Source organism: Paractinoplanes rhizophilus (assembly GCF_042664765.1).
Classification (GTDB): Bacteria; Actinomycetota; Actinomycetes; order Mycobacteriales; family Micromonosporaceae; genus Actinoplanes; species Actinoplanes rhizophilus.
In genome coordinates this window covers 231,891-258,625 of sequence record NZ_JBHTBJ010000002.1, presented here as the reverse complement: position 1 = coordinate 258,625, position 26,735 = coordinate 231,891, and the positions used below count along the sequence as shown (strand labels likewise).

At 72.0% G+C, this 26,735-nt stretch carries 27 protein-coding genes; 17 read left to right on the top strand and 10 right to left on the bottom strand.

Features of this window, described 5'->3' with window-relative positions; translation table 11 throughout:
• Nucleotides 1–44: 44 nt before the first annotated feature.
• A complete protein-coding gene (locus ACFQS1_RS05070) occupies nt 45–1,388 on the top strand; it encodes a flavin-containing monooxygenase (RefSeq protein WP_378964864.1) in 1,344 nt (447 codons plus the stop codon).
• The gene (locus tag ACFQS1_RS05065) at nt 1,385–2,152 is read left to right on the top strand and encodes an alpha/beta hydrolase (RefSeq protein WP_378964863.1); all 768 of its coding nucleotides are present in this window, start codon (nt 1,385–1,387) and stop codon (nt 2,150–2,152) included. The genes ACFQS1_RS05070 and ACFQS1_RS05065 overlap by 4 nt, the downstream gene beginning before the upstream one ends.
• Here ACFQS1_RS05065 and ACFQS1_RS05060 read toward each other — a convergent pair.
• Nucleotides 2,138–3,574 (bottom strand): alpha,alpha-trehalose-phosphate synthase (UDP-forming), encoded by a 1,437-nt coding sequence (locus tag ACFQS1_RS05060; protein ID WP_378964862.1) that lies wholly within the window; start codon nt 3,572–3,574, stop codon nt 2,138–2,140. The genes ACFQS1_RS05065 and ACFQS1_RS05060 overlap by 15 nt on opposite strands.
• A 55-nt stretch (nt 3,575–3,629) precedes the next feature.
• Nucleotides 3,630–4,490 (bottom strand): DUF308 domain-containing protein, encoded by an 861-nt coding sequence (locus ACFQS1_RS05055; protein ID WP_378964861.1) that lies wholly within the window; start codon nt 4,488–4,490, stop codon nt 3,630–3,632.
• A 183-nt stretch (nt 4,491–4,673) separates the two neighbouring features.
• Here ACFQS1_RS05055 and ACFQS1_RS05050 point away from each other — a divergent pair, with 183 nt between their 5' ends.
• Entirely contained in the window at nt 4,674–5,435 is a 762-nt protein-coding gene (locus ACFQS1_RS05050) for a lysophospholipid acyltransferase family protein (protein ID WP_378964860.1), read from the top strand.
• Here ACFQS1_RS05050 and ACFQS1_RS05045 read toward each other — a convergent pair.
• Nucleotides 5,386–6,066: a Crp/Fnr family transcriptional regulator gene (locus tag ACFQS1_RS05045; protein ID WP_378964859.1), complete on the bottom strand. Its 681-nt coding sequence runs from the start codon at nt 6,064–6,066 to the stop codon at nt 5,386–5,388. The genes ACFQS1_RS05050 and ACFQS1_RS05045 overlap by 50 nt on opposite strands.
• A gap of 271 nt (nt 6,067–6,337) precedes the next feature.
• On the opposite strand from ACFQS1_RS05045, the gene ACFQS1_RS05040 reads away from it, so the two are divergent.
• From ACFQS1_RS05040 to ACFQS1_RS05015, 6 genes are all read left to right on the top strand, one after another.
• Nucleotides 6,338–7,192, top strand: coding sequence for a phosphotransferase enzyme family protein (locus tag ACFQS1_RS05040; RefSeq protein WP_378964858.1), 855 nt, complete (start codon nt 6,338–6,340; stop codon nt 7,190–7,192).
• A gap of 63 nt (nt 7,193–7,255) precedes the next feature.
• A complete protein-coding gene (locus tag ACFQS1_RS05035; RefSeq protein ID WP_378964857.1) occupies nt 7,256–7,747 on the top strand; it encodes a polyadenylate-specific 3'-exoribonuclease AS in 492 nt (163 codons plus the stop codon).
• 151 nt (nt 7,748–7,898) lie between these two features.
• A complete protein-coding gene (locus ACFQS1_RS05030; protein WP_378964856.1) occupies nt 7,899–8,927 on the top strand; it encodes a 6-phosphofructokinase in 1,029 nt (342 codons plus the stop codon).
• Between the two features lie 187 nt (nt 8,928–9,114).
• Complete coding sequence (gene proC / locus ACFQS1_RS05025) at nt 9,115–9,939, top strand: pyrroline-5-carboxylate reductase (RefSeq protein ID WP_378964855.1); 825 nt, start codon at nt 9,115–9,117, stop codon at nt 9,937–9,939.
• A 66-nt stretch (nt 9,940–10,005) separates the two neighbouring features.
• On the top strand, nt 10,006–10,878 hold the full coding sequence (locus ACFQS1_RS05020) for a sigma-70 family RNA polymerase sigma factor (RefSeq protein WP_378964854.1): 873 nt from the start codon (nt 10,006–10,008) through the stop codon (nt 10,876–10,878).
• 28 nt (nt 10,879–10,906) lie between these two features.
• Complete coding sequence (locus ACFQS1_RS05015; RefSeq protein WP_378964853.1) at nt 10,907–11,380, top strand: carboxymuconolactone decarboxylase family protein; 474 nt, start codon at nt 10,907–10,909, stop codon at nt 11,378–11,380.
• Nucleotides 11,381–11,383: 3 nt separating this feature from the next.
• Here the strand turns inward: ACFQS1_RS05015 and ACFQS1_RS05010 are convergent, their stop codons facing one another.
• Nucleotides 11,384–12,061, bottom strand: a complete 678-nt coding sequence (locus tag ACFQS1_RS05010) for a DUF429 domain-containing protein (RefSeq protein WP_378964852.1) — start codon at nt 12,059–12,061, stop codon at nt 11,384–11,386.
• 206 nt (nt 12,062–12,267) lie between these two features.
• Between ACFQS1_RS05010 and ACFQS1_RS05005 the strand changes: the two genes are divergently transcribed.
• The 3 genes from ACFQS1_RS05005 (at nt 12,268) to ACFQS1_RS04995 (ending at nt 16,248) form a co-directional block, all read left to right on the top strand.
• Nucleotides 12,268–13,737, top strand: a complete 1,470-nt coding sequence (locus ACFQS1_RS05005; RefSeq protein ID WP_378964851.1) for a glycosyl hydrolase family 18 protein — start codon at nt 12,268–12,270, stop codon at nt 13,735–13,737.
• A gap of 83 nt (nt 13,738–13,820) precedes the next feature.
• Nucleotides 13,821–15,227, top strand: a complete 1,407-nt coding sequence (locus ACFQS1_RS05000) for a class II 3-deoxy-7-phosphoheptulonate synthase (RefSeq protein ID WP_378964850.1) — start codon at nt 13,821–13,823, stop codon at nt 15,225–15,227.
• On the top strand, nt 15,220–16,248 hold the full coding sequence (locus tag ACFQS1_RS04995) for a threonine aldolase family protein (RefSeq protein WP_378964849.1): 1,029 nt from the start codon (nt 15,220–15,222) through the stop codon (nt 16,246–16,248). Before ACFQS1_RS05000 ends, ACFQS1_RS04995 begins: the two co-directional genes overlap by 8 nt.
• On the opposite strand, the gene ACFQS1_RS04990 is transcribed toward ACFQS1_RS04995, so the two are convergent.
• The gene (locus tag ACFQS1_RS04990; protein WP_378964848.1) at nt 16,232–17,815 is read right to left on the bottom strand and encodes a methyl-accepting chemotaxis protein; all 1,584 of its coding nucleotides are present in this window, start codon (nt 17,813–17,815) and stop codon (nt 16,232–16,234) included. The genes ACFQS1_RS04995 and ACFQS1_RS04990 overlap by 17 nt on opposite strands.
• Before the next feature lie 244 nt (nt 17,816–18,059).
• Between ACFQS1_RS04990 and ACFQS1_RS04985 the strand changes: the two genes are divergently transcribed.
• Nucleotides 18,060–19,133: a sialidase family protein gene (locus tag ACFQS1_RS04985; RefSeq protein WP_378964847.1), complete on the top strand. Its 1,074-nt coding sequence runs from the start codon at nt 18,060–18,062 to the stop codon at nt 19,131–19,133.
• On the opposite strand, the gene ACFQS1_RS04980 is transcribed toward ACFQS1_RS04985, so the two are convergent.
• Entirely contained in the window at nt 19,099–19,803 is a 705-nt protein-coding gene (locus ACFQS1_RS04980; RefSeq protein ID WP_465263193.1) for a CTP synthase C-terminal region-related (seleno)protein, read from the bottom strand. The two genes, ACFQS1_RS04985 and ACFQS1_RS04980, sit on opposite strands and share 35 nt — an antisense overlap.
• A gap of 72 nt (nt 19,804–19,875) precedes the next feature.
• Between ACFQS1_RS04980 and ACFQS1_RS04975 the strand changes: the two genes are divergently transcribed.
• Complete coding sequence (locus ACFQS1_RS04975) at nt 19,876–20,757, top strand: LysR family transcriptional regulator (RefSeq protein ID WP_378964845.1); 882 nt, start codon at nt 19,876–19,878, stop codon at nt 20,755–20,757.
• 256 nt (nt 20,758–21,013) lie between these two features.
• On the opposite strand, the gene ACFQS1_RS04970 is transcribed toward ACFQS1_RS04975, so the two are convergent.
• From ACFQS1_RS04970 to ACFQS1_RS04960, 3 genes are all read right to left on the bottom strand, one after another.
• Complete coding sequence (locus ACFQS1_RS04970; protein WP_378964844.1) at nt 21,014–21,871, bottom strand: deoxyribonuclease IV; 858 nt, start codon at nt 21,869–21,871, stop codon at nt 21,014–21,016.
• On the bottom strand, nt 21,862–23,805 hold the full coding sequence (gene pknB, locus ACFQS1_RS04965) for a Stk1 family PASTA domain-containing Ser/Thr kinase (RefSeq protein ID WP_378964843.1): 1,944 nt from the start codon (nt 23,803–23,805) through the stop codon (nt 21,862–21,864). The genes ACFQS1_RS04970 and pknB overlap by 10 nt, the downstream gene beginning before the upstream one ends.
• Before the next feature lie 124 nt (nt 23,806–23,929).
• On the bottom strand, nt 23,930–24,688 hold the full coding sequence (locus ACFQS1_RS04960; RefSeq protein WP_378964842.1) for a hypothetical protein: 759 nt from the start codon (nt 24,686–24,688) through the stop codon (nt 23,930–23,932).
• Nucleotides 24,689–24,721: 33 nt separating this feature from the next.
• Here ACFQS1_RS04960 and ACFQS1_RS04955 point away from each other — a divergent pair, with 33 nt between their 5' ends.
• The 3 genes from ACFQS1_RS04955 to ACFQS1_RS04945 are packed head-to-tail and all read left to right on the top strand — an operon-like array spanning nt 24,722 to nt 25,685.
• Nucleotides 24,722–25,072 carry an Rv2175c family DNA-binding protein gene (locus ACFQS1_RS04955; RefSeq protein WP_378964841.1) on the top strand — a complete coding sequence of 117 codons (351 nt, stop codon included), beginning with the start codon at nt 24,722–24,724 and terminating at the stop codon, nt 25,070–25,072.
• On the top strand, nt 25,072–25,392 hold the full coding sequence (locus ACFQS1_RS04950; RefSeq protein WP_378964840.1) for a lycopene cyclase domain-containing protein: 321 nt from the start codon (nt 25,072–25,074) through the stop codon (nt 25,390–25,392). Before ACFQS1_RS04955 ends, ACFQS1_RS04950 begins: the two co-directional genes overlap by 1 nt.
• Nucleotides 25,389–25,685: a lycopene cyclase domain-containing protein gene (locus ACFQS1_RS04945; protein ID WP_378964839.1), complete on the top strand. Its 297-nt coding sequence runs from the start codon at nt 25,389–25,391 to the stop codon at nt 25,683–25,685. The genes ACFQS1_RS04950 and ACFQS1_RS04945 overlap by 4 nt, the downstream gene beginning before the upstream one ends.
• On the opposite strand, the gene ACFQS1_RS04940 is transcribed toward ACFQS1_RS04945, so the two are convergent.
• Nucleotides 25,677–26,735 carry a polyprenyl synthetase family protein gene (locus ACFQS1_RS04940; RefSeq protein ID WP_378964838.1) on the bottom strand — a complete coding sequence of 353 codons (1,059 nt, stop codon included), beginning with the start codon at nt 26,733–26,735 and terminating at the stop codon, nt 25,677–25,679. The genes ACFQS1_RS04945 and ACFQS1_RS04940 overlap by 9 nt on opposite strands.

Genomic DNA, 26,735 nt, shown 5'->3' with positions numbered 1-26,735 from the left:
AATGCGCGCTTCCGCCGGGCCCGGCCGTCTGGCAGGATCGCCGCGTGCACGACACTCCGGACATCGCCGACCGTCGGGACGCGGTGTGCGTCATCGGGGCCGGCGCCAGCGGCCTCGCCGCCGTCAAAAACCTGCGTGAGCACGGCTTCGCCGTCGACTGCTACGAGAGGGAGACGTCGGTCGGCGGCGCGTGGAACTGGCGGCACGACCGCAGCCCGGTGTACGCGAGCACCCACCTGATCTCGTCCCGCCCGCTGACCGAGTTCCCGGACTTCCCGATGCCGGACAGCTGGCCCGACTACCCGCACCACAGCCAGGTGCTGTCCTATCTGGAGCGCTACGCCAAGCACTTCGGCCTGGGCGAGCACATCTGGTTCGGCACCGAGGTCGTCTCGGCGGCGCCGGCCGGCGACGGCCGCTGGGACGTGACCACCCGGTCGACCGGCGGCGGCTCGTCCCGCGTGCAGCGCTACGCCGCGGTGGTCGTCGCGAACGGGCACAACTGGTCGCCGGCCCGGCCCGAGATCCCGGGCGAGTTCCGCGGCCAGGTGATCCACTCGGCGCAGTACAAGGACCCGGCCCAGCTGCGTGGCCGCAAGGTGCTGGTGATCGGCGGCGGTAACACCGGCTGCGACATCGCGGTCGAGGCCGCTCAGCAGGCCGGCACGGTCTGGCACTCGACCCGGCGCGGCTACTGGTACGCCCCCAAGTACGTCGTGGGCCGGCCCGCCGACCAGATCAACGACCGATTGCTGCGGTTCCGAACGCCGCTGCGCCTGCGCCAGTGGCTCTACCGCCGCACGCTGGCCCTGACGACCGGCGACCTGACCCGCTTCGGGCTGCCGGCGCCCGACCACCGGCCGTACGAGAGCCACCCGGTGGTCAACTCGCAGCTGCCGTACTTCCTGGGGCACGGCCGGATCAAGCCGGTCCCGGATGTGGCCCGCTTCGCCGACGGCAAGGTGGAGCTGGCCGACGGCCGCCGGATCGACCCCGAGCTCGTGATCATGGCGACCGGCTACGTCCCGCGCTTCGAGTTCCTCGCGCCCGAGCTCCTCGACAGCGGGCCGGACGGCCGTCCCGATCTGCACCTGCACGCGTTCGCCCGCAAGCATCCGACGCTCGCTGTGGTCGGCCTGCTCCAGCCGGACGCCGGGCTGCTGCCGCTGGCCCACTGGCAGAGCGTCGCGGTGGCGCGCTGGCTGCGCCTGCGCCATGACGATCCGGTACGCGCGGCGGCGGTGCAGCAGAAGGAGTCGGCCCGCCCGATCCGCAGCTGGTCCAAGCGCCAGGTGGTGCCGAGCCGCCGGCACTGGTTCGAGGTCGACCACCTCGACTACCTGAAGGCCGTCGGGGGTTTGCTGCGCGAGATGGAGCCGGCCAAGTGAGCGACGAGATTCTCCGCTGGGCGGACTGGACGTCGCCGGTGACCCCGGCCGAGCGCGAGGTCGTGTCCCGCCTGGTCGAGGGGGACACCGAGCAGCCGCCGCTGCTGTTCGTGCCCGGCCCCGGCCAGGGCGCGTGGGCGTTCGCCGAGCGCTGGCTGGGTCACGCGGCCAACCGGGGCTTCCCGGCCCACGCGCTGACCCCGCGCGAGGGCGGTGACCTGCGCGCCCACGTGCACGACGTGCGGCAGACGGCGGCGTCGCTGCCGCGTCAGGCGGTGCTGATCGGCCACGGCTCCGGCGCCGCGGTGGTGGCGCGGGCGCTGGGTCGCTATCCGGCGCGGGCCGCGGTGCTGGTGGCGCCCGCCCTGGCCAAGTGGGGCGTCATCGGCACGGCCTTCAAGACCAATCCGATCGGTACGATTCCGGCTGTCTTCGGCGGCCGCCTTCGGCTCAGTCGACGGCAGCTGTTCAGCTCCGCGCTCCCGGCCGAGGAGGCCGAGGGCTATCTGACCCGCATCGAACCCGCGCGCCCCTTCGCCACGGTAAGTCCCGGCAGAGCGGTGGGGGAGCCGCCGATCCTCGTCGTCGGGTCGCCGGACGATCGCGTGGTGTCCCGCAAGGCGCTCGACGCGACGGCGGCGGCCTACGGCGGAGCGCCGCTGCTCTTCCCGGGCATGGGCCACGACATGATGCTCGACGCCGGCTGGGCCGAGCCGATCGACGCGATCCTCGACTGGCTCACCAAGGAGCTATCGGCGCGCTAGCGTCCGGCGCTGTCGCGGCAGGTGCTCGGCCAGCTGCCCGGTCTGGTCCAGGGCGGTCAGATACGCCCGGGCCCAGGCGTGGATGTCGTGCGCGGTGATGTGCGCCCGCATCGCCGCCATCCGCCGCGCCAGGTCGGCCGGCTCGGCGGCCAGCGCCTGCAGCAGCGTCTCCTTGAGCCCATCCACGTCGTGCGGGTTGACCAGGAACGCGTCGCCGAGCTCGGCCGCCGCGCCGGCGAACTCGCTGAGCACCAGCGCCCCCGCGCCGTCCCGGCGGGCCGCCACGAACTCCTTGGCCACCAGGTTCATCCCGTCGCGCAGCGGCGTCACCACCATGACGTCGGCGGTCTGGTAGAGCGCCGCCAGGTCGGCCCGGTCGAACGGCTGGTTGAGGTAGTGGATCGCCGGCTCGCCGACCCGGCCGTACTCGCCGTTGATGCGTCCGACCTCGCGCTCGATGCGGTCGCGCAACCCGCGGTAGCTCTCCACCCGCTCCCGGCTGGGCACCGCCACCTGCACCATCACCGCGTCGCGCACCTTGACCCGGCCGTCGCGCAGCAGCTCGCTGTACGCGGTCAGCCGGTGCTCGATGCCCTTGGTGTAGTCGAGCCGGTCGACGCTCAGCAGCACCTTCTTGTGCGCGCCGAGGTCGTGCCGCAGCTGGCGGGCCTGGTTGTGCACGTACGGCCGGGCGGACAGCGACTCCATCTCGGCCACGTCGATCGAGACCGGGAACGCGCCGGTGCGCACCACCCGGCCCTCGACCAGGATCTTCTCGTCGGCCCCGGCCGCGCCCAGCAGCTTGGTCGCCAGCTGGGCCAGGTTGTGCGCCGCCTGCTCGCGCTGGAACCCGACCAGGTCGGCGCCGAGCATCCCGCGCACCAGCTCGACCCGGCGGGGGAGCTGCATGAACAGCTCGGGCGGCGGGAACGGCACGTGCATGAAGAAGCCGATCAGCACGTCCGGCCGCAGCTCGCGCAGCAGGTGCGGGACGAGCTGGAGGTGGTAGTCCTGCACCCAGACCGCGGCGCCGGGCTCGGCCACCTCGGCGGCGGCCTCGGCGAAGCGGCGGTTGACCTCGCGGTACGTCTCCCACCAGCCGCGGTCGAAGACGGGCTGCTCGACGGCGTCGTGGTAGAGCGGCCACAGCGTCGAGTTGGCGAAACCCTCGTAGTAGCCGCGCAGCTCGTCCTCGGTGAGCGACACCGGGCGCAGCCGCAGCGTGCCGATGTCGGGCAGGGTGGGCGCCGGGCCGATCCCGCCACCCCAGCCGACCCAGGTGGCCGGGGTCTGCTCGAGGATGGCGTGCAGTGCGCTGGCGAGCCCGCCGGGGCTGCGTCGCCATTCGCAAGCGCCATCGGGGGCGGCGTTGTCGTCGAGCGGGAGACGGTTGGCGACCACGACCAAGGAGCTCTGGCGCATCACCGAAGGTTACCGGACGATGCCCAAGAGCTACACAGACGGTGGTCAATCCAACTCAGACGACGGCCCCGTCGTCGAAGTCGTCCTCGTCGTCGTCGCCCGAGCGCAGCCGCCAGACCAGCATCACCGCGCCGGAGACGATCGCCGCGAAGCCGATCAGCGTCACGTAGTCGCGGGCGATCGGCAGCATGCCGGGGAAGAGGAACAGCACGAAGCCCAGCACCACGCCGAGGATGCCCATCACCGCGTACTTCGAGATGCGCGGCAGGGGCGGGGGCGGCGGCGGGACGTAGCGCTCGTCGTCATCGTCCTCGAGGTCGGCGCCGAAGGTGTCGAGCCCGTCGATCAGGGTCGGCTCGGCCGGCCGGTCGGTGCGGCGGCGGTTGTGCCGGACCGGCCCGATCTCGGCCGGTCCACTCTCGGCCGGCCCACTCTCGACCGGCCCGGTCTCGGCCGCGCCCGTCTCGGCCGGCGAGGGAGCGGGCGGCGGCTCCGGGGCCGGCGGCAGCTCCTCGGCGGACGGCCAGGGCGCGGCGGTCGGGTCGACGGTGGTGTGGAAGCCCGCCACGATCTTGGCCCACTCGGCCTCGATGTCGGGCTCGGCGGTCGGATCGGCCGGCGGCGGGGCGACCGGGAACGGCGACTGGCCGCCGGTCTCCCGCAGCAGGTGGGCCTTCGCGTCGTCCAGGTAGGTGCGGTCGACGTAGAGCCGGTCGGTCGGGCGGGACGGCAGCGTGGTGGCCCGCAGGATCGGATTGAGATCGGCCGTGGGCTGAAGATAGGCCGCGATCCCCGCGGCCTGGAGCACGTCGAGCAGACGCTCGCCGACGCGCGGATCGACGTCGCCGGCCACCGCGTAGTCGGCCGCGTCGAGCCCGTTGTCCCGCCGCCCGCGGCGGGCGCCACCCGCTGTCACCCTGCACACTCCCTCGCCGACCGTGCCTTGAATGGTGACACGCCGAGCACCGGTTGCGGGAGTGCGTTGTGGCGCGCCGTCCCGCTCCCCATCCAACCGTCCCGGCGGTAGCGCCGGAATCGGACCAAAGGCTTTAGGCTTCCCTCTGCGACGGCCACGCCGTCTGCCCGGGAAAGGACACTCGTGTTCTATTGGCTCCTGAAGTATGTGCTTCTCGGCCCGCTGCTCCGGCTCGTCTTCCGGCCGGACGTGCGTGGCCTGGGCAATGTGCCCGCGGACGGTCCGGTGATCCTGGCCTGCAACCACCTTTCCTTCTCCGACTCGATCTTCACACCCCTGATGGTGAAGCGCAGGGTGACGTTCGTCGCGAAGGCGGAGTACTTCACCGGCAAGGGGATCAAAGGAAAGCTGATGCGGCAGTTCTTCCTGGGCACCGGGACCATCCCGGTGGACCGTTCGGGTGGCCAGGCCGCCCAGGCGGCCCTGGACACCCTGCTGAGGGTGCTGCGCGAGGGTGGCGTCGCGGGCATCTATCCCGAGGGGACACGGTCACCGGACGGCCGCCTCTACCGGGGCAAGACCGGGGTGGCCCGGCTCGCGCTGGAAAGCGGCGCGCGGGTGGTGCCGGTCGCGCTCCTGAACACCGACGAGATCCAGCCGACCGGCACTCTCATTCCCAAGATCCGACGGGTACGCATGGCGTTCGGCGCCCCGCTCGACTTCTCCCGCTACGACGCGGCGCGCGGCGACCGGTTCGTCGAGCGCGCCATCACCGACGAGATCATGTACGAGCTGATGGTGCTTTCCGGCCGCCCCTACGTCGACGTCTACGCCAGCAAGCTCAAAACGAGCATCGAAATGCCGGGCGCAGTGCCCGCCGAGCGGAGCGAGGCCATCAGGCAACAGCCATTCCGGCGCGACGCCTCAACGCCTGCAGATCGGTGACCACGATGCGGCGGCCCTCGGTGCGCAGCCAGCCGCGACTGGCGAAGCTGCCGATCGCCTGATTGACGCTCTGCCGCGAGCCGCCGGCCATCTCGGCGAGCTGGCTCTGGTTGAGCTCGATCGTGATCATCGGCGCCTGGCTCTCGCCGGCCAGCCGCACCAGCGTCTTGGCGACGCGGCCCGGCAGGTCGAGGAAGACGTGATCGGTGTTCTGCTCGGTCAGCCGGCGGATCAGCGCGCCGACCGAGCGCATCACCGCGTCCAGGATGCGCGGGTTGGAGTGCACGAGGTCGATGAACGCGGCCCGCGACAGGGTGAGCGCCTGGCAGTCCTCGATCGCCTCGGCCGACGCGCTGCGGGTGGCGGCGTCCAGAAGGGACACCTCGCCGAGCACGTCCGGCGGGCGCACGACCGTCAGCACCGCGCGCTCCCCCGTGGGCGCGGTGCGGAAGATCGCGACGGCGCCGCGCTTCAGGATGATCAGGGACTCGCCGGGGTCGTGCTCGACGAAGATGATCTGACCCTTGCGATAGGTGCGTGGAACCGCGGTGGCGATGACCCGTTGCCGGACGTCCGGCTCCAGGCCAGCGAACATCTCCACGCCGGTCAGCGCGTCACCGGAATCCGGCATGCGATGGTCCACGGCGTCTATCCCTCCCCCAGGTGGGGACCGCGTCGACGAACCCGGCCGGCGCCGGCCCCTCGACGCGAACGATCACTAATAGCACGAACCACTGCCCCCGCGCCATTTACGAGCGGGCGTGCCGTGCAGGCACCGTACGATCATGTCGCGCGCGTCGCTATCTGTAAACCTCTCGATAGCAAGGCGTGATCGGCGGGTGCGGACCACGATCGCCCATCCTGTCCGTCGGATCTTCGGGCCGCCCCGCGATACTCCCGCGGTGCCGGATGACGACCTCGTGCGATCGACCCTGCGGGACCAGTGGCATCTGACCCCCGGCGAGATCATCGCCCTCCCCGCGGAGGTGATCTCGCACGGCTGGGAGATCACCGCCGGCGCCGAGCGGTACGTGTGCCGCCTCGCCGAGCCGGGCGCCCGGCAGCCGGTGGAGGCCGGGCTCATCGCGGCCGAGCACCTGCGGCTGCGCGACATCGAGGCGGGCGAGCCGGTGCGCACCCTCGGCGGCGGCCTCACCGCGGAGACTCCGGCCGGCGCGCTGTCGCTGCTGCGCCGCGTGCCCGGCCGCCCGCTGGAGGGGCGCGATCCCGTCGACCAGCAGTGGTGGGGCGACCGTCTGGGCGTCGTACACAAGGCTCTTCAGCACTTCGACCACCCCGGCCTGCGCCCGTGGCAGCCGCTCGACCCGCACGCGCCGCATCTGACCGCGGAGCCCTGGCTCCGCGGCGCCGTCGCCGACGCGCTCGGCGCGGCCACCCGGCTCACCGTCACCGACCGGCTCACCTACGGCGTGCTGCACGGCGACCCGGCCCCCTCGAGCTTCGTCGTCGATGCCGGCACCGGGCGCGCCGGACTGCTCGACTGCGGCGCCGGCGGCGTCGGGCCGCTGGTCTACGACGTGGCGGCGGCAATCGGGTACGCGGGCGGCACGGCGCACGCCACCGAGTTCCTCGACGGCTACCTGGCGGCCGGCCCGGTGGGACGCGACGAGCTCGAGGTCGCCCTGCCGGTGCTGCAGCGGCTGCGCTGGGCGGTGCGCGCCGACCGGGCCGCCCGCCGGGGTGACCGCACGACGCTCGAACGGGCGAGGGAGGCCCTGGAGACGGCGGCAAGCTGACCATGCGTCAGGATGGGCAAGGAGAGTCTTCAGTCCGGTCAGGGGCGGTGGCGGGGAGGTCGGATGGGGACGTATCGCTACTTCTACGACTGCGAGTTCATCGAGGACGGCCGGACGGTCGACCTGGTCTCGATCGGCGTCGTCGACGAGTTCGGCCGCGAGTTCTACGCGGTCAGCACCGAGTTCGACGACACCAAGGCGATTCCCTGGGTGCGCCGCAACGTCCTCGACAAGCTCCCGTCCCCGTCCGACAAGGCCTGGCGCTCCCGCGAGCGCATCCGCGACGACCTGTACGCGTTCCTCATGGAGCCGCTGCGCGGCCGGGACGAGCAGATGGAACTGTGGGCCTGGTTCGCCGCGTACGACCACGTCGCGCTGGCCCAGCTGTGGGGTGCGATGCCGGCGCTGCCCCGCGAGATTCCCCGGTTCACCAAGGACCTGCGCCAGCTCTGGGACGACCGCGGCCGGCCACCGCTGCCCACCATGTCCGGTCGGCACGACGCCCTGGTCGATGCCAAGCACAACCTCGCGCGCTGGCACGCGATGAAGGTCTAGGCTGGGACTCGGGGCGCTTTCGCCCGAGTTTTCGCGGGCCGCTAGAGTGCGCTTGCGGCCCGCCCCGGGCCGGCAACGCTGCCGAGAGACGCTCCCTGGGGCAAGACGGGCTATCTGCTTCTCGCAACCCGATCAGGGAGGACGAGCAATCATGCGCATCGGCGTGCTCACCGGCGGCGGCGACTGCCCCGGTCTCAACGCGGTGATCCGGGCGGTGGTCCGCAAGGGCGTCGCCGCGTACGGTCACGAGTTCGTCGGATTCCGCGACGGCTGGAAGGGCCCGCTCGAGGGCCTGACGAAGCCGCTCGGCATCGCGGAGGTCCGCGGCATCCTGCCGCGCGGCGGCACCATCCTGGGCTCCTCGCGCACCAACCCCTTCAAGATCGAGGGCGGCGTCGAGAAGATCAAGGCCAACCTGGCCGAGCAGGGCGTCGACGCGCTGGTGGCGATCGGCGGCGAGGACACCCTGGGCGTGGCCACCAAGCTCAGCGACCTCGGCGTCAACGTGGTCGGCGTGCCCAAGACGATCGACAACGACCTGAACGCCACCGACTACACCTTCGGCTTCGACACCGCGGTCAACATCGCGATGGAGGCGATCGACCGGCTGCACACCACCGCCGAGTCGCACCACCGCACGCTGGTCGTCGAGGTCATGGGCCGGCACGCCGGCTGGATCGCGCTGCACGCCGGCCTGGCCGGCGGGGCGAACGTGATCCTGCTGCCCGAGCGCAACTTCGACGTGGAGCAGGTCGCCACTTACGTGACCAAGCGCTTCCAGGTCGAGTACGCGCCGATCGTCGTGGTCGCCGAGGGCGCGCAGCCGCTCGAGGGCCAGATGCAGCTGGCCAGCCAGGAGCTCGACTCCTTCGGCCACGTCCGCCTCGGCGGCATCGGCCAGTGGCTGGCCGAGCAGCTCGAGGAGCGGACCGGCAAGGAGGCCCGCACGGTCGTCCTCGGTCACATCCAGCGCGGTGGCACCCCGACCGCGTTCGACCGGGTGCTCGCGACCCGCTTCGGCCTGCAGGCGATCGACGCCGTCCACGAGGGCGACTTCGGTAAGATGATGGCGCTGCGGGGCACCGACATCGTCCGGGTGCCGCTGATCGAGGGCACCGGCGAGCTCAAGACCGTCCCGCTCTCCCGCTACGAGGAGGCCGAGGTCTTCTTCGGAAGCTGAGCTGAGCTGGCTGGCTCCGCTTCGCTCCGCGGGCGATCGCCCCTTCGGGGCCGATGAGGAGCCGACCGATTCTCCGGCGCCGCAAACCCCGCGGCGACGGAGAATCGCCCGTCTCCTCATCGGCGGGGCGATCGCGGCTGGCTGTTCTTCGTACAAGAAGGCGGGCTTCCTTGCACGAGAGGACGAGATGACCAAGCAGAGTGTCGCGGTGATCGGCGCGGGCAAGCTTGGCGAGGTGGTCCTCTCCGGACTGCTGCGCGCCGGCTGGCCGGCCGAGCGATTGCTGGTGACGACCCGGCGCGCGGAGCGGGCGGCCGAGCTGGCCGAGCGCTATGGCATCCGCACGGTGCCCAACCCGGCTGCGGTCGCCGAGGCCGACGTGCTGCTGATCGCGGTGAAGCCGCAGGACGCGGGCAAGCTGCTCGACGAGTGGGGCGCCGAGGTCCCGCCGGGCAAGCTGGTCGTCTCGCTCTGCGCCGGCCTGCCGACGAGCTTCTTCGCCGAGCGGCTGCCCGGCGGCATCCCGATCGTGCGGGTGATGACCAACACGCCGGCCCGGGTCGACGAGGCGATGACGGCGATCTCCGCGGGTCCGTACGCGACCGACGAGCACCTGGCCGTCGTCGAGGAGGTCTTCCGGCCGATCGGCCGGACCGTGCGGGTGCCCGAGTACCAGCAGGACGCGGTGACCGCGCTCTCCGGCTCCGGCCCGGCCTACTTCTATCTGCTGGTCGAGGCGATGATCGACGCCGGCGTCCTGCTCGGCCTGCCCCGCCCGGTCGCGCACGAGCTGATCGTGCAGACCGCGATCGGCTCGGCCGTGATGCTGCGCGACTCCGGCGAGCACCCGGTCCAGCTCCGCGAGGCGGTGACCTCCCCGGCCGGCACGACGATCAGCGCGATCCGGGAGCTGGAGAACCACGGCGTACGCGCGGCCATGCTCGACGCCCTCGCGGCCGCCCGCGACCGCGCCGCCGAGATCGCCGCCCAGATGACGGCGCCGAAGTCCTGAGCTGTTACCTCGGCGGGTCCGCCGCCGTCATCTCGATGACGGGAACGGCTCGGGGAAGGTAACACCATGAGCGAAGCACTGGCGGAGGCCTTCGAGGCGCAACGCGGCCGGCTGGTCGCGGTGGCGCAGCGGATGCTGGGCTCGCGGGCGGACGCCGAGGACGCGGTGCAGGAGGCGTGGCTGCGGCTGGCCCGCCAGGACGCGGCGGCCATCGACAACCTCGCCGGCTGGCTGACGACCGTGGTCGGGCGGGTCTGCCTCGACGTGCTGCGGGCCCGCCGGGCGCGGCCCGAGGCGTCCTACGACGACGGGCTGTCGGAGATCGTGGTGGTCGAGGACGACGCGTCGCCCGAGGACGACGCGGTGCTCGCCGACTCGGTCGGGCTGGCGCTGCTCGTGGTGCTCGACAATCTGGGCCCGGCCGAGCGGCTGGCGTTCGTGCTGCACGACATGTTCGCGGTGCCGTTCGACGAGATCGGCGAGATCCTCGGCCGGTCGGCGGACGCGAGCAAGATGCTGGCCAGCCGGGCCCGGCGCAAGGTGCAGGGGACACGCCGCCCCGATGCGGAACGGCACCGGCAGCGTGCGGTGGTCGACGCGTTCATCGCGGCGGCCCGGGCCGGCGATTTCGAGGGCCTGCTGCGGTTGCTCGATCCGGAGGTGACGTGGCGTTCGTACGGCGGTCGCGGCCTGGTCGTGCGGGTCGGCGCGGCCGAGATCGCCGCTCAGGCCCAGCGCGGCGCCCGCGCGGCGGTGACGCTGCGCCCGGCGATGGTCAACGGCGAGCCCGGAATCATCACGTGGGGCTCGACCGGGCGGCTGCTCGGCGTGATGGCCTGCACCGTGGTGGACGGCCGGATCGTCGAGATCCTGTCGGTGAGCGACCCGAAGCGGCTGACCGGTGTTACCTCCGCGCCGCCGCCCTCGTCGAAGGAGTGAGAGTCCACATCGACGAGGAGGCTTTGCCATGGAAGCCCGGATCAACCCCTTCGGCACCCGGATCGGCCCGAAGTTCGTCAAGCCCATCGTCGCGGCCGCCCGGGTCGTGGCCGAGGCCGGGATCCCGGCGGCGACGCTGGAGCTGGTGAACATCCGTGCCAGCCAGATCAACGGCTGCGCGGGCTGCCTCGACATGCACACCAAGGACGCCATGCGAGCGGGGGAGACCCCGCTGCGGATCAACCTGGTGGCCGGCTGGCGGGAGGCGACCGTCTACACCGAGGCGGAGAAGGCGGCGCTGGAGCTCGCCGAGCTGGGCTCCCGCCTGGCCGACGGCGGCGGCGTTCCCGACGACGCGTGGGCGAACGCGTCCAAGCACTACGACGACGACCAGCTGATGGCGCTGGTCTGCCAGATCGCGCTGATCAACGCGTTCAACCGGATGAACGTCATGACCCGCCAGCCGGGCGGCGACTACGTGCCCGGTCACCTGCCGGTCTGACCGTCAGTACCAGATGGCGATCTTCGAGCCGTTGCACTCCTCGGGCGGCGAGGGGTGGCTCAGCGCCGTGCCGGTGGCCATCCGGTGCGCCGACCAGGCCACGGCGGCGGCGTCCAGGATGTCGTCGGGCGGGGCCTGACCGGCCGGTCCGATCTGGTCGGGCAGCACGATGCCGTTGCGGGCCAGCAGCTCGCGCCGGCGGGTCTGCCCGGACCATGTCTTCTTGGCGTGCTGGAGGGGCTCGCCCGCCATCGTGCGGAACGAGACCTCCGGATGCGCCTCGAAGAGCAGGCCGGGATGCCTTTCCCAGATCGCGTTGGCCTCGAGCAGCTTGGGCCGCAGGGCCCACGACTGGCGGCTGAGGCCGGCGCCGGTCAGCTCCCGGCAGAGCCGGTTGGCCGCCGCGAAGTCGGCCTCCATCCAGACCGCGCGCGGCGGCACCCGGAAGATGCTGCCGCGCCGGGGCCCGAGCTGGTCGGCGGCGAGGGTGTCGGCCGCGCGCCAGCGGTCGGGGAGCATGCCGAGCGGGATGTCCACGCCGATCACGGCGGCGCCGGAGCTGCTGGTGACTATCTCGTAGAGCGAAGCGGCGAGCACCGCCCGGCCGAACGCCCCGTCACGCAGTTCCACTCCGACCCAGCCGAGCGCGTACGCGTCGACGCCGATGACGTGAATGCTCATGGGCCACCGGGGATGGCGTCGCGGATGGTCATGACGGAGAGACTACGCGCAGTGTCCGTTCATGTGCACCCCGTACTTATCGCTCCCGCGAAGTTGAGACCGACGCTTAATCCCAGCTCGACATCTTGACGATTGTGAATGGCTGTGACTACCGTCTCTTCTACGAACTTTTTGGAAACTTTCCTAACTGTTCACGAGGAGACCAAGTGCAGAAATCCCTCCGCCGCGCTCTCTGGGCCGGGGCCTTCGTGGTGGCGTCCACCGCGCTGGTGCCGGTGACCCAGGCGTCAGCCGCGGTGGCCTGTGCCCCCGCGTGGTCCTCAACCGCCGTGTACGTCAAGGACAACGTCGCCTCCCAGAACGGCCACAACTACACCGCCAAGTGGTGGACTCAGAACGAGTCGCCCGCCACGCACAGCGGGCAGTGGGACGTCTGGATCGACGGCGGCGCCTGTGGCGGAACCACTACGCCCCCCACGACACCCCCGACCACCGCCCCGACCACACCCCCCACCACGAAGCCGACGACGCCGCCCACCACGTCGCCGACTTCCGGACCCAGCGGCAAGAACGTCGTCGGCTACTTCGCCGAGTGGGGCGTCTACGCCCGCCAGTACTTCGTGAAGAACCTGGTCACGTCCGGCTCGGCGGCCAAGCTGACGCACATCCTGTACGCCTTCGGCAACACCTCCGGCGGCCAGTGCTCGATCGGTGACTCGTACGCCGACTACGACATGGCGTACACCACCGCCAACAGCGTGGACGGCGTCGCCGACACCTGGGACGCGGGCGCGCTGCGTGGCTCGTTCAACCAGCTGCGCAAGCTCAAGAGGCTCTACCCGAACATCAAGGTGATCTGGTCGTTCGGCGGCTGGACATGGTCGGGCGGCTTCACCCAGGCCGCCGCGAACCCGGCCGCGTTCGCCAACTCCTGCTACAACCTGGTCAAGGACTCCCGCTGGTCGGACGTCTTCGACGGCATCGACATCGACTGGGAGTACCCGAACGCCTGCGGCCTGTCCTGCGACTCGTCCGGCCCGGCCGCGTACAACAACGTGATCAGCGCGCTGCGCAACAAGTTCGGCTCCAGCTTCCTGATCACCTCGGCGATCTCGGCCGACGGCTCCAACGGCGGCAAGCTCGACGTGGCCGACTACGCCTCGGGCATCCAGAAGCTCAACCTGGTCTTCCCGATGACGTACGACTACTACGGCGCGTTCAGCCCGCAGGGCCCGACCGCCCCGCACTCGCCGCTGACCTCGTACGCGGGCATCCCGACCGCCGGCTTCTACTCGGACGCGGCGATCCAGAAGCTCAAGAGCAAGGGCGTGCCGGCCAGCAAGATGCTGCTCGGCATCGGCTTCTACGGCCGGGGCTGGACCGGGGTCACCCAGGCCGGACCGGGCGGCAGCGCGAGCGGCGCGGCGCCCGGCACCTACGAGGCCGGCATCGAGGACTACAAGGTCCTCAAGAACAGCTGCCCGGCCACCGGAACGGCCGGCGGCACCGCGTACGCCAAGTGCGGCAGCAACTGGTGGGGCTACGACACCCCGTCGACGATCGCCGGGAAGATGACGTACGTGAAGAACCAGGGTCTCGCCGGCGCCTTCTTCTGGGAGTTCTCCGGTGACACCAGCAACGGTGAGCTGATCACCGCGATCAAGAACAACCTGTAAGGCATCCCACGTTACTCATCTCCTCAGGTGAGAAGCGGGGCACCGGGCGCAGGCCCGGTGCCCCGCACTCGTAGGCTTTCCCCATGCGCCGAGAGTGGCATCAGCTGAGCTACCCGGGGGTCGGCAACCCGGCCTTCCAGACGTCCCGCCCGTCCACCGACTCCGCCGAGGACGAGGCGCTCGGCCTCGACCGGTGGCGGTCCCTGCCGCGCGTGCAGATGCCGCCGTGGGCGGACATGGGCGAGGTGGCCTCGGTCTGCAAGGTTCTCGACAACGTCCCGTCGATCGTCGCGCCGTACGAGGTCGATCAGCTGCGCGTCAAGCTCGCCGATGTGTGCGAGGGCCGCGCGTTCCTGCTGCAGGGCGGCGACTGCGCCGAGACGTTCGACAACAACACCGAGAGCCACCTGCTGGCCAACGCCCGCACGCTGCTGCAGATGGCGGTCGTGCTGACGTACGGCGCGTCGATGCCGGTGGTGAAGGTCGCGCGGGTCGCCGGGCAGTACACCAAGCCGCGCTCGTCGGCGACCGACTCGCTGGGCCTGCCGGCCTACCGCGGCGATCTGATCAACTCGCTGGAGGCCGCCGCGGAGGCGCGGGTGGCCGACCCGCAGCGCATGATCCGGGCGTACGCGAACTCGGCGGCCGCGATGAACATGCTGCGTGCCTATCTCGCCGGGGGCCTGGCCGACCTGCACGGCCTGCACGACTGGAACAAGGACTTCGTCCGCGCCTCGCCGGCCGGCGAGCGCTACGAGGCGATCGCGCGCGAGATCGACCGGGCGCTCGACTTCATCCGGGCCTGCGGCATGACCGACAACGAGGCGCTGCGCACGGTCAGCCTGTACTGCTCGCACGAGGCGCTGGCGCTCGAGTACGACCGGGCGCTGACCCGGGTGAGCGACGGCAAGGCGTACGGTCTCAGCGGCCACTTCCTCTGGGTGGGCGAGCGCACCCGGCAGCTCGACCACGCGCACATCGACTTCATCAGCCGGATAGCCAACCCGATCGGCGTCAAGCTCGGCCCCGGCACCGCGCCCGAGACCGCGATCGAGCTGTGCGAGAAGCTGAACCCCGGCAACGTCCCCGGCCGCCTCACGCTGATCAGCCGGATGGGCAACGGCAAGGTCCGCGACGCGCTGCCCCCGATCGTGGAAAAGGTGACCGCGGCCGGCGCCAAGGTCGTCTGGCAGTGCGACCCGATGCACGGCAACACCCACGAGTCGTCCAACGGCTACAAGACCCGTCACTTCGACCGCATCGTCGACGAGGTGCTGGGCTACTTCGAGGTGCACCGCGGCCTGGGCACCCACCCCGGCGGCATCCACATCGAACTGACCGGCGAGGACGTCACCGAGTGCCTGGGCGGTGCCCAGGGCATCGAAGACCTCGACCTGCCGGGCCGGTACGAAACGGCCTGCGACCCGCGGCTGAACACCCAGCAGAGCCTCGAGCTCGCCTTCCTGGTGGCGGAGATGCTCCGTGGTTGATCTTCGATCCGACACCGTGACCCGGCCGTCGACCGCGATGCGGGAGGCGATGGCTTCCGCCCCGGTCGGCGACGACGTCTTCGGCGACGACCCGACCGTGAACGCGCTCGAGGCCCGGGTCGCGGCGATGTTCGGGCACGAGGCGGCGCTCTTCGCGCCGTCCGGGTCGATGGCCAACCAGATCGCGTTGCAGCTGGTCGTCCCCCCGGCCGGCGAGTTGCTGGCCGGCGCCGACGCGCATGTCGTCACCTACGAATTGGGCGCCGCCGCCGCGATCGGCGGCATCTCGACCCGCACCTGGCCGGCGGTCGGGGCGTCCCTCGACGTCGGGCAGATCGCCGCCATGATCCGGCCGCGGGGCTATCCGTCGCTGCCGACCAGCGCCATCGCCGTCGAGCAGACGCACAACCTCGGCGGCGGAACCGTGATCCCGCTGGCGACGCTCCGGGAGCTGCGCGACCTGGCCGACAACGCGGACATCTCCCTGCACTGCGACGGCGCGCGGATCTGGCATGCGCATGTCGCCGACGGCGTGCCCCTGAACGAGTACGGCGCGCTCTTCGACACGCTGTCGGTCTGCCTGTCGAAGGGCCTGGGCGCGCCGGTCGGCTCGCTGGTCGTCGGGAGCGCCGAGCGGATCGCGCGGGCCCGGGTGATCCGCAAGCGGATGGGCGGCGGCATGCGGCAGGTGGGCATCCTCGCCGCGGCCGGCGACTACGCCCTGACCCACCACGTCGCCCGGCTGGCCGACGACCATGCCCGGGCGAGGCGGCTGGCCGAGGCCCTGTCCGAATTTAAGGTGGTAAATCCGGACAGGGTGCCGACCAATCTGGTCCTGCTCGACCTCAGCGAAATGTCGATCGACGCGCCGAGCCTGGTCGCGGAGGCCGCGAAGCGGGACGTCCACATCTCGGCGATGCTGCCGCACCTGGCCCGGATCATCTTCCACCTGGACGTCGACGACGACGGTCTGGACCGGACGATCAAGGTGCTGAGCGAGATCCTCAGAGGCGGTAGGTAGCCACCGTCGCCTGCAGCTCGGCCGCCGTGCGGGCCAGCTCGCCCGCGGTCTGCTGGGTCTCCGTCGCGCCGGCGGTGACGTGGCGGGCCGCGTCGGCGACGCCGGCGATCGTCTCCGCGATGGTGGACGACCCCTCAGCCGCCTGACCCACGCTGCGCGAGATCTCGCCGGTCGTGGCGGTCTGCTCCTCGACGGCCGCCGCGATCGTCGTGGTGTAGTCGTTGATCGTCGCGATGACCCGGCCGATCTCCCGGATCGCGTGCACCGCCACGCCGCTCTCCGCCTGGATCGCGCCGACCTGATCGGTGATCTGCTGGGTGGCCCGGGCCGTCTCCATGGCCAGGTCCTTGACCTCGGAGGCGACCACGGCGAAGCCCTTGCCGGCCTCGCCCGCCCGGGCCGCCTCGATCGTGGCGTTCAGCGCCAGCAGGTTGGTCTGCTCGGCGATCGACGTGATCAGCTGGACGACCGTGCCGATCTGCGTCGACGCGTCGCCGAGCCGGGCCACGCTGGCGTTGCTCGACTCGGCGGCGCGGGCCGCGTCGGCGGCGACGGTGGCCGCCTCGTTGGCGTTGTTCGAGATCTCCCGGATCGAGACGCCCATCTCGTCGGTGCCGGCCGCGACCGCCCGTACGCCGTCGGAGACCCGCTCGGCCGACTCGGACACCGAGCTGACCTGGACCGCGGTCTCCTCGGCCGACGCGGACAGCTGCGCCGACACCGCCGAAAGCTCGTCGGACGCCTCGGCCAGCAGGTCGGAGCTGGTGTGGATGCGGCCGACCATGCCGGCCATCGCGTCGGCGGTCGCGTTGAGCGCGGCGGCCATCTGGCCCACCTCGTCGGCGCCGGTCACCTCGACCCGGGCGGTCAGGTCGCCGTCGCCGATCCGGCGCAGCGCGGCGACACAGCGCGACAGCGGCCGCACGATGAGCCGGGCGACGCCGGCCGCGAGCGCGAGGCCGAGCAGCAGCGCGACCACGAGCAGCCCGCTCACCAGCCACTTGGTGTGCTGGTAGCGGTTCTCGGCGGAGGTCTCCTGGTCGGCGCCGGCCCGGACGGTGATGCCGGTCAGCGACGTGAGGTCGTCGCGGACGGCGTTCATCGGCGCGGTGAGGGCGGCATCGTCGATCTTGCCGGCGCCGCCGGCGATCGCCGGCAGCGCCTCGGTCTCGAGCACCTTGTCGTAGGCGGCCCAGTGGGTCTCGAACTCGTCGATCGCCGCGGTGGCCTCGGCGCCGATCGGGAACGCCCGGTACGCCTCGGCATAGCCGTCGACCTTGGACCGGTAGTCGGTGACCGCGGCCCGGTCGGCGGCGCGCTCGGCGGCGTCGCCGGAGAGCTGGTAGTCGTCGATGCTCAGCCAGACCCGGTTGACCGCGGCCCGCAGGTCGGCGATGGCCTCGAGCTCCTGCTGGTGCACGTAGCCGACCTTGACCTCGTCGTTCGTCGCGCTCAGGCTGCTCAGCGCGAACAGGCCGTCGCCGACGCCGAAGGCCGACACGATGCCCACCGCGATCATGATTTTCGTGCCGACCCGCCGGTCGGTCAGCACCCGCCGCAACGTCATCCTTGGCCACCGTTCTTGTCTGAGGTTTCAGCAGACAGCTCGGCGGCGCGGCGGCCGGCGTGAGTGCTCCGCTGGTGCAAACGGGTTTCGGCGAGCGCCGAAGCATTTCCAGCATCTACTTCCGGCCGGACCACCGGGCGGCATCCGGCGGAAATACGGACCGGTGGACAAGGTTCGCCTGGGCTGGCCGGACGCGCGGGAGCGTGCGCGGCAGGACACACCGCGAGCGGGTAGCGTCGGCCGGGTGCCGGACTCATTTGTGGTGGCCCGGGCCGGGGACGGGCTGGTTGCGCACTTTCCCGACGTCGTGAGCCTCGGCGACGGCCGGCTGCTCGCCGCCTTCCGGGAGGGCACCGGGCACCTCAGCCCGGAGGGCCGGATCAGCCTGGTCGGCAGCGAGGACGGCGGCCGGACCTGGGGGACGCCGTGGGTCGCGGTCGACGGGCCCTTCGACGACCGCGATCCCAAGCTGGCCCGGCTCGCCGACGGGACCATCCTGCTCAGCTACTTCGTCATCGACTGGAGCAGCAAGCCGCGGCACACCACGCACGGCACGTTCGTGCGGCGCAGCACGGACGGCGGGCGCACCTGGAGCGAGCCCGCTTCGGCGGGGATGGGCATGAGCGGCGGCGGCATCCGGGCCTGGCATGCGTCGCACGGCGCGGTGGCCGAGCTGCCCGGGGGCGACCTGCTGTATCCGGTCTACGGGCACCGCGCCGACGAGAAGTGGTGGCGGGCGGGCGTCATGCGCAGCGTCGACGGCGGACGCACCTGGCCGGCCGAGGACGAGGTCGAGATCGCGGCGGCCGACGGGGTCAACTTCCAGGAGCCGACGCTCACGGTGCTGCCCGGCGGCGAGGTGGTGTCATTGATCCGTACGGATGTGGAGCGCGCCTACCTGTCTCGCTCCACCGACGGCGGCCGCACCTGGAGCGGGCCGAAGCGCACCGACCTGCCCGCCTCGTCCCACCACGCGCTGGCGCTGAGCGACGGGACCGTGCTGGTGACGTACGGTGACATCTCGCGCCGTTTCGCCGAACGCCGCGTGACCGCCGGTCGTCTCGTGGGTGCTCCGGCCGGGGATTGGGATGGCTATCCCGACGTCCTTCTCTACGACTCGGGGAACCGCGACCAGGCCAATCCCTCCAGCGCCGAGGTCAGCCCCGGTCGCTTCCTCACGCTGGGCTTCGACATCCCGGCGGCGACGGTCGTCGGGTTCTTCACCGGGCCGTCCGACTATCGCGAAGCCGGCCCGTCCGACTATCGCGACGCCGGCCGTCCGGCTATCGAGAAGCCGGCTGAGCCTCGCGAGCGCTGAGCACCGCCTGAGCGAAGCCGCGGATCACCGGGTGGACGCCGTCCGGGTGCAGCTCCGGCTGGAAGAGCGTGGCCAGGAAGAACGGATGCTCCGGCAGTTCGGCCACCCGCACGTCGCCGCTGTCGTCGTGCCCAGAGAACAGCATGCCGTGCGCGGCCAGCAGGTCGATGTAGGCCGGCGAGACGCCGTAGGCGCAGTGGTACCGCTCCACCGTGCGCGCGGTGCCCAGCAGCCGCTCGATGCGGGAGCCGGGCGTCAGGTTGATCGCGCCCTCGTGCCCGACGAGCGAGCAGGACAACTCCGTGATCAGGGCGCCGGCGCCGGCGGAGTTCTCCGCGTGGCGGGCCTCGGCGAACCCGCAGACGTCGCGCGCGAACTCGAGCATCGCGTGCTGGAAGCCGCCGCAGGTGCCGAGGAAGGGGATTCCCTCGGTGCGGGCGGTGCGGACGGCGGTGATCGCGCCCTCCTCGCTGCGATACGGGCTCCCCGGCACCAGCCAGATCCCGCCGAAGCGCGCCAGCGCCGCCGGATCGGTGGCATCGGGCGTCGGGACCCAGTAGGCGTCCAGGTCGATCTGCTGTTCCTCGCGGAGGGCGTCGAGGATGGCGGGGACGCGCGAATGCGCGCGCACGGCGGGGGAGCGATCTCCCACAAGAGCAATCGATATCATGCCCCCATGCTGGGGCCCGTCCCCGGATCACGTCCAACGATGATGCGTACGGGCGGCATTAGCATCCCTGATGTGGATCCGCACCTGCTGCGCACGTTCCTGGCGGTCGCCGAGACCGGCTCGTTCTCCGCGGCCGCCCAGCGCCTCCAATACACGCAGTCCGCGGTCTCGCAGCACGTCGCCGCCCTCGAGGCCGATCTGGGCACCCCGCTGTTCACCCGGCGCCCGGTGGCTCTGACTCCGGCCGGCGAGAGGTTGCGGCGACATGCGGAGCTTCTTCTCGTACGCCTCGAGGCCGCCCGCGCCGACGTGACCCGCGCCGTCGCCCCGCCCGGCCGCCTCGTCCTCGGCCTCACCCCGCTCGCCTGGGCGGTGCCGGTCGCCGCCGCGCTCGCCACGATCCGGGCCGAGTCGGCGCGGCTGCGCACCAGGGTCCGCGTCGCCGCCCGCGACCGCATCGTCGAGGCGGTCGCGACCGGCGAGGTCGACCTCGGCCTGGTCGACGGCTTCACGGCGCCGAGCGACCCGCTGCGCCTGCCCGAGCCCGGCGCCGGCGGCCCGCGGTCGGTCGGCGTGGGGGAGAGCCCCGCCGTGGTGGCCGTGCCGTCGGCGCACCCGCTGGCCCGCCGCCGCGCGGTCGACCTGGCCGACCTGGCCGACGCTTACTGGATCGACGCCCCTGACGTCGCGCCGTTCGCCCGGCTGCCGGTCGATGGCCTGCGCGCGGGCGTGCGCTACGACGGCACCGACGCGGCCGTCCTGGCCGGCCTGGTCGCCGGCGGCCACGGCTTGGCGGTGCTGCCGCTGCCGCTGGTGTCGGCGCACCCGGGCCTGACCGGCGTGCCGGTCGGCACCCCGCGGCTGGTGCACCGGGTAGAGCTGCTGCGGCTGCCCGCGGTCGCTCCCGACGAGCCGGCCGAGCGCCTCGCGCACTTGCTGACCGCCCCGACGTGAGCGAGCAGCCGCGTGAGCGGTCAGCGGGGGCGTGGGCGGATGGCGAGGGCGTGAGCGAGCGGCGGGGGCGTGAGCGAGCGGCGGGGGACGTGAGCGGGTGGCGGCTGCCTGCGCCATGCGTCATGAACGGCCGTAAGGCCGGTGTGCCGAGCGGGACAGCCCGGCGGCCGCGCGCGGAGGGTGACCACGACGATGCCGGGCGGCTCGGCGGGGACTTGGCGCGAAATCGTACCGAAAAGGATCTTGATCTTGATGGTCAGCGAAGCGATTTGAGGAGGGCGATGTCGGCGGCGTGGCCCTCGTGCTCGACCGTCGGAGTCTCGACGATCACCGGGATGCCGGCGGTGGTGGGGTGGGTCATCAGCTCGGCGAACGCGGCCGTGCCGATGCGACCCTGGCCGATCGTCTCGTGGCGGTCGCGGGTGGAGCCGCAGTCGTCCTTCGAGTCGTTGGCGTGGATCAGCATGAGGCGGTCCGGGCCGACGGTCTCGATCAGCGCGTCCAGGGTCGCGGTCATGCCGCCGGGAGTGGCCAGGTCGTGACCGGCCGCCCAGGCGTGGCAGGTGTCGAAGCAGACGCCCAGCCACGGGTGGTGCTCGACGGCCGCCAGGTACGGACCGAGATCCTGCACCTTGGACGCCAGGCTGCGCCCGCCGCCCGCGCTCGGCTCGACCAGCAGCTTGGGCAGGCCCCGGGCCGCGGCGTCGTCGAGCAGCGGCAGCAGCGCCTCGTGCAGCTGATGCATCGCCTTGGCCTCGTGCTCGGCGTCGACCGAGCTCCCGGCGTGGAAGACCACGGCGGTGGCGCCGATCGCCCGGCCGCGCTCGAGCGAGTGGGCCAGGGTCGCGATCGAGCGCTCGACCGTGAGCTCGGTCGGCGAGCCGAGATTGACCAGCAGCGACGCGTGGATGTACGCGGGCAGGCCGCGCTCGCCGATCCCCTCCCGGAACAGGGCGTCCTGCTGGGGGTCGCCGGGCGGCAGCGCCCAGCCGCGCGAGTTGGAGACGTACACCTGCAGCGTCTCGGACCCGGCGGCGTCGACGTACGGGAGGGCGGCCTTGGCCAGCCCGCCCGACGTCTTGGTGTGCGACCCGACGCGGCGGTCTAGAAGCATTGCAGGATCACCTGGGACTGCGGCGGCACCTGGGTGTTGGCCGGCGGGTTCATCCCGCGGACGAAGCCCTGCGGGTTGAAGCCGGTGATCTGCACCTGCAGACCCTGCTGCTGCAGCGTGCCCTGCGCCTGCTGGCACTGCTGGTTGTTGACGTCGGGGATGGTGATCAGCGGCGGGCCCTTGCTGACGTCGAGGGTGACCTCGGCGTCGTTGGCCGCGCCGGTCCCCGCCTTGGGCGACTGCGCGATGACCTCGTCGGCCGGCTTGTCGCTGTCCTTGTAGCGCTCGACCGCGGTCAGCCCGAGCTGCTGCAGTTCGTTGCGGGCGACGTTGACGTTCTTGCCCACCAGGTTGGGCACGGAGATCGGGGCGCGGCCCTTGCTGGTGACGACGGTGACGGTGTCGCCGCGCTTGAGCTCGGTGCCCTTGGCCGGGTTGGTGGACAGCACGGCGCCCTCGGGCACCGTGTCGCTGTACTGCCCGGTGCCCTCCTTGTATTTCAGGTTGGCCTGGGCCAGCTCGGTCTTGGCCGCGGCCAGCTCGAGACCGGTCAGGTCGGGCACCTCGAAGCGCTCCTTGCCGAGCGACAGGGTGAGCGTGATGGTGCCGCCCTTGACGATCTTTTCCTGTGCGGCGGGGCTCTGGCTGACCACCGTGTCCTTGGGGACGTTCTCGCTGTACGCGCCGTCGGCGTAGAACAGCTCGAAGTTGTGCTGCCGCGCGTACAGCTCGGCCTGGTCCTTGGTCATGTTGACCATGGACGGGGCGTCGGTGTAGCGGCCCAGGGTCACCCACCAGGTGCTGCCGATGACGACCAGCACCATCACGGCGACCGCCGCCGAGAGCAGGATGCGCCGGCGGTCGGGCCCGGTGGACGAGCGCAGCTCGGGATCGCCGCGGCGGTAGGTCTGGGCGTTGCGGCTCTGCTCGGGCAGCCGGGCCCAGCTCGGCCGGTCGGCGACGGCGGCCGAGACCGCGGGGACCATGGCGGTCGCGTCGGCGGCGGCATGCCGGGAGCCCGGCACCTGGCGCAGCAGCGCGGTCTCGACGCTCGCCGCCCCCAGCTGGTCGCGGACCGTCTGCACCTCGGCCAGCATCGCGCCGGCGTCGGTCGGGCGGGCGCCCGGGTCGCGGCGGGTGGCGCGGGCCACCAGGGCGTCGAGCGCCTGGGGTGAGCCCTTGACGGTCTGCGACGGGGGCGGGACGTCGTTGTCGACGTGCTGCCAGGCCACCGCGACCGGGTCGTCGCCGTCGAACGGAACCCGGCCGGTGAGCATCTCGTAGAGCACGATGCCGGCCGAGTAGACGTCGGTGCGGGCGTCGGCGTGGCCGTCGGTGACCAGCTCGGGCGCGACGTACGCCACCGTGGCCATCAGCTGGCCGGACTCGTCGACGCTGCTCGCCTCGACCGCGCGGGCCAGGCCGAAGTCGGCGACCTTGACGACCGCGTCGACCAGGTTGGCCTTGCCGCCGCTGGGCGCCTCGGCGACCAGCACGTTCTCCGGCTTGACGTCGCGGTGCACCAGGCCGGCCCGGTGGGCGGCGGCGATGGCCGAGAGCATCTGCTCTCCGATCGCGCAGGCCTCGACCGGGTTGAGCCGGCGGCGCTGGGTGAGCAGGTCGCGCAGGGTGCTGCCCTGCACGTACTCCATCACCAGGTAGGGCAGGCCGAGGTGGCGGCCCTGGTCGTACACGGCCACGACGTTGGGGTGGGTGAGCCGGGCGATCGTCTTGGCCTCGTCGGTGAACCGGTCCACGAAGTGGACGTTCGTCGCCTGCGAGGGATGAATGATCTTCAATGCCACGGTGCGCTCGAGTCGCTGGTCGGTGGCCGTGTAGACGGTCGCCATGCCACCACGGGCCACGCGACCGGTGATCCGGTAGCGGCCGTCAATCGTCGTGCCGATCAACGTGTCGGCGACTGTGGTGTCCATCGGCGTGAAGTGTATGTGTCTTTCGCGTGCGGGCAGACCAGGATGTCATAGCTGAGTCCAAACGGGTACGCCCGGCGGCGCGACCCCGGCCCTGAGCTGGCCGTCTGCCCGGACAAAGAATGATTTAGCCGTGTCGTCGGCGATGCCGGGCTTGCCGGGTATGGCGGGGCTCGGCCGAATCGCTCGGTGTGGCGGAGGTCTCGCTCGGCGATGGCCCGGCCGAGTCGCTCGGCTGCGGCGAGTCGCTGGGCCGGCCCGAGAGCGACGGCGACGGTGACGTGGCGCTCGGGGCGGTCGGCGTCGGCACCGGCGGGAAGCCGCAGGGGCATTCCGGGTCTGTCGGGCTTACGGTCCGAATCGGACTCGCGTTTCCGGGATCGTCCGGGACCGCCACCGGCGCTGGTCCGCCCGGAGCCGGCGGAGCGGGGGCAATCGTCGCGCCGGCCGCGGCGGTCGGCGCGAGCGCAGGCCGGCGTGCGGCCGCCGCCGGCCCTCCGCCGATTCCCGCGTTCGGGGTGTACGGCGAGGTCACGGCCGGCCGCGGCGGGAAGGTGTCGGCCGACGCCGGCGTCTCGGTCAGCAGCGAGCCCAGCCCGTTCACCACGGCCAGGTAGACGCCGGCCGCGCCCAGCACGGTCAGCGCCGCCAGCGCGCTCACCGCCGCCGCCTGTCGTGGCGCCCGCGGTCGGCGATGCGTCGCCGGCCCCGTCGACGGCATCGACGGATCGTCGTCGAGGCGCAGCGGCCCGCCGAAGGTGTTCATCCCCGTTGACGTCACGTCCGGTCCGCCGGCCGGCGGCTCGACCGGCCGCCGGCCCATGTCGTAGCGCACCGACCGCAGGGCGCCGGACACCTCGGCACGGACTCTCCGCAACAGGCTCATCGCGTTCGTTCTCCGATCTGGCACGCTGTAGGAGTGAGCGATTCCGTAACCGCCGGGCCGGCCGCCTGGGTCAACCTGCCGGATGCCGCCGAGAGGCTCGGCGTGTCGATCAGCAAGGTGCACCAGATGATCCGCGAGGGGCAGTTGCTCGCGGTCAAGCACGACGGGATCCGGCAGATCCCGGCCGAGCTGCTGGCCAACAGCACCGTGCTCAAACACCTCCCGGGCGTGCTGACCTTGCTGCGCGACGCCGGGTATAACGACGAAGAGGCCCTCCGGTGGCTCTACGAGCCGGACCCGGATCTCGACGGCAGCGCCGCGCTCGGCCTGGGCGGCCATCGCGCGCGCGAGGTGAAGCGGCGGGCGCAGGCGCTCGGTTTCTGATGCGCCATTTGGCGTACGTGTCGGTGCTCGCCGGCTGCCTGTTCGCGGCCCTGTGGCTGGAGCCGGTGCTGAAGGTCGGCGTGCTCCGTCGTTGGCGGCGCCTGCTGCTGACCGTCCTGCCGGTGATGGTGGTGTTCGTGCTGTGGGACCTGGCCGCCATCGCCGCCGGGCACTGGCACTTCGACGCGTCCCAGATGACCGGCGTGGTGTTCCCCGGCGGCCTGCCGCTCGACGAGGTGCTGTTCTTCCTGGTGGTGCCGGTCTGCGCGATCCTCGGCTACGAGGCGGTCCGCAAGGTCCTGCGAAAGCCGGACGCGTGACTTACACGGCGGCGGCCGCGCTCGGAGTTGTCGTGGCGGCGGTGCTCGACCTCTTCGTGTTCCGCGTCGGGCTGCTGAAGCGGGTGGTCTTCTGGGCGACGTACCCGATTGTCGTGTTTTTTCAGCTTTTATCCAACGGTATCTTGACCGGCCGGAACATCGTCATGTACGACCCGGACGCGATCATCGGGTGGCGCCTGGTCTACGCCCCGGTCGAAGATCTGGTCTTCGGTTTCGCGATGGTGCTGCTCACCCTCGACCTGTGGGTGTGGTGGGGGCGCCGCTCAAACTGACCGCCGGGTGGCCGCGTCGGCCAGGGCGTGCAGCACCGTGCGCGCGTCCTCGTCGATCGGGGCCGCCTCCAGCGCGGCCAGTGCGGCCGACATCAGCTCGTCGATCCGCCGCTCGGTCGCCGTCAGCGCGCCGCAGTCGCGGACCAGCGACCGCAGCCGCTCCACGTCGAGATCGGCCCGGCCGAGCCCGGCGTCGAGCTCCGCCCGGTCGGCGGGGGAGAGAGCGCCGAACGCGGCGGCGATCAGGTACGTCCGCTTGCCCTCGCGCAGGTCGTCGCCGGCCGGTTTGCCGGTCTGCGCCGGGTCGCCGAAGACGCCGAGGATGTCGTCGCGCAGCTGGAACGCCTCGCCCAGCGGCAGCCCGAACGCGGTGTAGGACGCCGCCAGCTCGGCCGGCGCGCCCGCGATCGCCGCACCCAGCAGCAGCGGGCGCTCGACCGTGTACTTCGCCGACTTGAACCGGGCCACCTTGCCGGCCCGCTCCAGCGACGTGTCCGCGGTCGCCTGGGTCAGCACGTCCAGATACTGCCCGACCGTCAGCTCGGTGCGCATCTCGTCGAAAACCGGGCGCGCGCGGGCCAGCTCGGCCGGGCCCAGCCCCGAGACGTGCAGCAGCTCGTCCGACCAGACCAGGGCCAGATCGCCGAGCAGGACGGCCGCGCTGTCGCCGAAGGCGGACGGCGCCCCGCGCCAGGACGCCTCCCGGTGCCGGTGCTCGAACCGCCGGTGCACCGACGGCTCGCCGCGCCGGGTGTCGGACCGGTCCATCAGGTCGTCGTGGATCAGCGCGCTGGCCTGCACCAGCTCGAGCGCCGACAGCGCGGCCACCACGGCGTCGGAGTCGGCGCCGAACGCCCCTCGATACCCCCAGTACGCGAACGCCGGGCGCAGCCGCTTGCCGCCGCCGAGCACGAAGTCCTCGAGCGCGTCGGAGACCTCCGCGAGCGCCGGGTCGATGCCGGTGAGGCGGGTGCGCTGCTCGGCCAGGAACGCGGCCAGGGCCTTGTCGACCCGGGGGCGCAGCCCGGCCAGCTCAACGGGGGAAGTCAC